General features: G+C 70.4%; 4 protein-coding genes. All 4 read left to right on the top strand.

The genetic code is table 11. The annotated features are described in order from the left end of the window. The coding region (locus FJ251_13385; GenBank protein ID MBM4118700.1) for a hypothetical protein at positions 1 to 920 on the top strand (920 nt) is incomplete at its 5' end. A 10-nt stretch (positions 921 to 930) separates the two neighbouring features. Beyond that, positions 931 to 3,927 carry a tetratricopeptide repeat protein gene (locus FJ251_13380; protein ID MBM4118699.1) on the top strand — a complete coding sequence of 999 codons (2,997 nt, stop codon included), beginning with the start codon at positions 931 to 933 and terminating at the stop codon, positions 3,925 to 3,927. Positions 3,928 to 3,956: 29 nt separating this feature from the next. Beyond that, on the top strand, positions 3,957 to 4,583 hold the full coding sequence (locus FJ251_13375) for a MotA/TolQ/ExbB proton channel family protein (protein MBM4118698.1): 627 nt from the start codon (positions 3,957 to 3,959) through the stop codon (positions 4,581 to 4,583). After that, positions 4,583 to 4,990 (top strand): biopolymer transporter ExbD (locus FJ251_13370; GenBank protein ID MBM4118697.1); only part of this gene is annotated, 408 nt, incomplete at its 3' end. The genes FJ251_13375 and FJ251_13370, both read left to right, overlap by 1 nt.

The raw sequence follows: 4,990 nt of genomic DNA, 5'->3' as shown, positions 1-4,990 counted from the left end.
CGCGCTCCGGCGCCTACGAGCGCAGCAGCCTGCTTGCCGACAGCGACGAGACCTTCGACGAACAGCAGAACGCCATCCAGATCAGCTTCGCCCGCCGCTTCGGCAGCCTCAGCCTCGCCGCGAGCTACCGCAACGTGAACCAGCAGATCGCCGGCTACAGCGCGAGCGGCTCGGGCATCGACCTGGCCGTCTTCAACCGCCCGCACCGCCTCTTCAGCTTCGGCCTCCTGATGCAGAACCTGCTGCCGCCCAAACTCACGCTCCACCAGACCCCGGAGACCTTCCCGCTCACCCTGCGGGCGGGCGGCGCGCTCCACCTGCAGAACGGCCGCTGCCTGACGACTCTCGACCTCGTGCGCGTCGGCGACGCGCCCGTCGTCCTCCAGGCCGGTAGCGAGCTCTGGGTGCCCGGCGGTTTCGCGCTGCGCAGCGGCTGGGACACCCAGCGCGGCAGCTACGGCGCCGGCGGCGGCTACCGCAACGGTCCCTGGCAGCTGGACTACGCCATCGCCGACACGCCGCTCGGCCTCTCCCACCGGCTCAGCCTCACCTGGCGCTTCGGCATCGCCACGGGCATCAGCCTGCGCAGCGACGCGACGCGCTTCTCGCCCAGCGGCGAGCGCAGCCAGGTCGAGCTGAAGCTGAAGAGCCAGCTGCGCGGCCGGGCGAAGGGCTGGGAGCTGAGCATCCTCGATGGCGAGGGCAAGCCCGTCCACGGCGCGCGCGGCAGCAAGGAGCCGCCGGCGACCTACACCTGGGACGGCCGCGACGACAGCGGCCGCCTCGTCTCGACCGGCAACTATCGCGTCCTCGTCGTCGTCCAGGACGAATACGGGACCCCCTGGGCGCAGGAGATCGCCGTCGAGATCCGCGACTACGACCCCGCCCTGAAGACTCCTGTCCAGCTCGAGGTGAACTGAGGTGCGCTCCATGTGGAAAGGACTCCTGCCGCTCGTCCTCGCCCTCTGGGCGCCGGCCCTGCCCGCGCGTGCGCAGGAGACGGCGGGCGCGCTGATCGACGCCGCCGATCTGCTCCTGCAGCGGGACGGGCCGAGCATGGCGGCGGTGGACGCCTACCGGGCGGTCTGCCAGAAGTTCGAGAGCTCGGAGCACGCTGCGCGGGCGCGCTACATGGCCGCCGAGTGTCTCTGGCGGCTGGGCGATCTCAAGGCGGCCGATGCCGAACTCGCGCGCGTGCCCGGCGCTGCGGGCGCCAGGCCCATCCTGCGCGCCGCCGCCGAACTGCGGCGGGGCCAGTGCGCCTTCGCGCTCGCCGACTTCACGCGCGCCGCGCAGCACTTCGGGGCCGTCGCGGGCGGCGAGGGCGGCTACCTTGCCCGCGACGCTCAGCTCGCGCTCGCCCAGACCTGGGTGGCCCTCGGCGAATGGGAGGACTTCAAGGTCACCGCCGATCGCCTCGTCGCCGCCTGGCCGCGCTACGGTGAGCGGCCCGAGCTGCGCTTCGCCTACGGCCTCTACCACTACCAGCGCGGCGAGCTCGCGGCGGCCCGCGCCCAGTTCCAGCAGGTGGAGTCGGAGCGGGCGCGCTACTACACGGCGCGCACCCTGGCCGAGGAGGGCCAGCACCTCAAGGCCATCCAGCAGTTCCGCCAGCTCCTCGTGCGCTACCCGCAGACCGCGCTCGCCGAGGACGTGCGCTTCGCCATCGCCGAGAGCTTCCTGCGCTCCGGCCAGCGCCAGCTCGCGCGCAGCGCCTTCGAGGACGTCCTCGCCGCCCACCCGGACAGCCCGCACGCGCTCGCCGCCCGCTTCAAGCTGGCGACCATTCTCTACCACGACGAGGACTACGCGCGCGCGCTGGACAGCCTCACGGCCCTCCTCGCCGACGCGCCCGCCGCCGATCCGCTGCGCGAGAAGGTGCTCATGCTCCAGGGCCTCTCCTACTTCCAGCTCGGCCGGGAGAGCGAGGCGGACCATGCGTTCAGCGCCATCCTCAGCGCCTTCCCCAGCGGTCTCACCAGTTCGAGCGCACTCTTCAAGATGATCCATCACTACGCGCTGGGCGAGAACTGGAACCAGAGCATCGGTCTCGGGCACATGTTCATGGATCGCTACCCGGGCGATCCCCTGGCCGGCCGCGTGCAGCTCCTCCAGTCGCTGGATCAGATCGAGCTGGGCAACCTCGAGCCCGCCCGCACCCTGCTCGGCAAGCTGCTCGACCAGTCGGCCGGCAGCGATCTCGGCGAGAAGGCGCTCTTCCTGCTCACCTGGTCCTACCACCAGGAGGGCGACCACAACCGCATCGTCACGAACTACCGCCACTTCGCGCGGCGCCTCCTGCCGACGCCCAATCCCTGGCGCGCGCACACCTACTACCTGATCGCGGAGAGCTACTTCGCGCTCGGCCTCTACCAGGACGCGGCCGACCTCTACCGCCTCGTGCTGAACGACTACCCCTTCAGCGACGCCGCGCCCTACGCTCTCCAGGGCATGACGGCCAGCTACAGCCAGCTCGGCGACGACCAGAAGGCGGCCCTCGAGCAGGAGCGCTACCTGCTGGTCATCAGCAACGAGGCGGGCGCGAATCCGGCCAACGCCCTGGCGGCCGCGGGCATGCACTTCAATCGCAAGGATCACAAGCAGGCTCTTGCGCTCTACGACGAGTTCCTCGCGACGCAGCCCACCGGCGTCGAGTGCGCGCAGGCACTCTACCAGTCGGGCGAGTGCCTCTACGCCCTCCAGTACTACGAAGACGCCGTGGCGCGCTGGCGCCGCCTGATCGACGAGCACCCGGACTACGCCGACCTGCCGGCCGTGCTGGGCAAGCTCGCCGACACCCTCTTCGGGCTCCAGCGCTACGGCGAGGCGCGGGCCGCTTACGCGGACCTCGCGGCGCGCTATCCGGACGTGCCGGCCGCCGAGGAGGCGCTCTTCAACCAGGCGAACTGCGTCTACAACGAAGGCGACTACGACGGAGCGGCCACGCTCTTCACGGCCTACCTGACGGCGCACCCGGCGGGGTTGCGGGCGCTGGACGCCCAGCAGGCCGTCCAGGCCTGCTTCCTGCGCAGCGGCCGGGACCTGCTCGCCTACGTCGAGCAGAACCCCGACGCCAGCTTCGCGGCGGAAGTGCTCTGGGAGCAGGGCAGCGAGGCCTTCCGCGCGCAGCGCTACGCCGAGGCGGCCCAGCGCCTGGAGGCGATCACGCTGCGCTACCCCAACGCCGAGGTCGCCCCGGACGCTCTCTTCTACCTGGCCGAGTCGCGCTTCGCCCTCGGCGACCTCGAGGGTGCCCGCGCCTGCTTCGAGAACTTCACGGCCACCTACCCGGACCGCCCCCTCGTCGCGGCGGCGCTGCTCAAGGCAGGACACCTCCTCTTCGCCCAGGAGAAGTACAGCGAGGCCGCCGGTCACTTCCTCGTCCTCGCCGACCAGTACCCGGACGACGCGCTCGCCCCCCTGGGTCTGTTCAACGCCGGCCTCTGCTACCGGCAACTCGAACAATGGGGCAGCTTTCTCAGCAACGGCGAGGACTTCCTCAAGCGCTACCCCGCGCACGAGCGGCGGCTCGAACTGGAACTCCAGATGGCGGACGTCTGCCTGAACGAGACGGGCGATGCCGCCGGCGCCCTCGCCCGCTGCGAGGCCCTGGCCACCCAGCCCGGCGCGCCTCTCGTGCTGATCCACTACCAGCGCGGTGAGGCCCTGAGCAAGCTCGGTCGCGGCGAGGAGGCCCTCGCGGCCTACCAGACCGCCGCCGACGCTCCGGGCGCCCTGGCCGACGACCACGGCATCGCCGCGCTGGCTCGCATCGCCTCGCTGCAGGAGGAAGCGGGCGTCCTGGCGGCCGCGCGCCAGGCCTATCGGCGCATCGCCGAGAACCCCCACAACGCCGAGTGGGCGGCGCTCGCTCGCGAACGCATCAGCGCCCTGGACCAGGAACTGCAACAAGCGGGCGCCAACTAGAGCCCGGAAGGATCCGCAAAGGAGTGGGAATGCTCACGGACAACAACATGATGGTGATGTTCTTCAAGAGCCAGACGATGCTCGTGCTCATCGCGTGCAGCATCGTGGTGGTCACCTTCGCGCTCGAGCGCTGGATCTACTTCCTGCGCACGCGCTACTCGGCGCGCGATTTCAAGGCGACGATGCGCAAGCATCTCTCGCGCAACCAACTCGGCGAGTTCGCCCGCTACTGCGAACAGGGCAGCGGGTCCCTGGGCCGCATCATGGCCGCCGCGGTGGAGAATCTGAGCGCCGGGCGCGAGCAGGTCGATCAGATCCTCGACACCGAGATCGAGAAGGAGCAGATCAAGCTCGAGAAGAACCTGGTCATCCTGGGCACGCTGGCCAACATCGCGCCCCTGCTCGGTCTCTTCGGCACGGTCGTCGGCATCATCCGCGCCTTCCGCGACATCGCCATCACGGGCAGCGGCGGCTCCTCGGTGATCGCCATGGGCGTCTCCGAGGCCCTCCTGACGACGGCCGCCGGCATCGTGATCGCCGTCATCGCGACCGTCTGCTACAACTACTTCACGCGCACGATCCGCGTGCGGGCCACGGACGCCGAGGACGCGCGCAACGACTTCTGGAAGTACGTCAACAGCCGGCCGGTGCAGTGATGGCTCGCCAGCGCCGAGCGCCGCTGCCCGGCATCGCCGAGGCGAACATCGTTCCCCTCGCCGACGTGGTGACGACCCTGATCGTCGTCTTCCTGCTGACGATGCCGGCCCTGATGTGGTCGGGCATCCAGGTCAACGCCACGCGCGCGGCGAAGTCGGAGTCCGTCGTCCGCAGGGAAAACAGCGCCGAGGACAAGCTGACGGTGCTGGTCACGGCGGCCAGCATCCAGGTCGACGGCCGCCACGTCGATCTGCCCGAACTCGGCCGCCTCGCCCGCGAGCGGCTCGCGGCCAGCGCGGATCGCACCGTGATCGTGGTGCCCGAGGCCGATGTGCGTCTGGGCAACGTCGTCACCGTGATGGACGTCCTCAAACAGAACGGGGCCAAGGGGCTGGCGCTCCTCGGC

It is taken from the genome of bacterium, assembly GCA_016873475.1.
In the GTDB taxonomy this organism is placed as follows: Bacteria; Krumholzibacteriota; Krumholzibacteriia; order JACNKJ01; family JACNKJ01; genus VGXI01.
The sequence above is the reverse complement of the archived record's forward strand: the minus strand, read 5'-3'. Positions and strand labels throughout refer to the sequence as shown.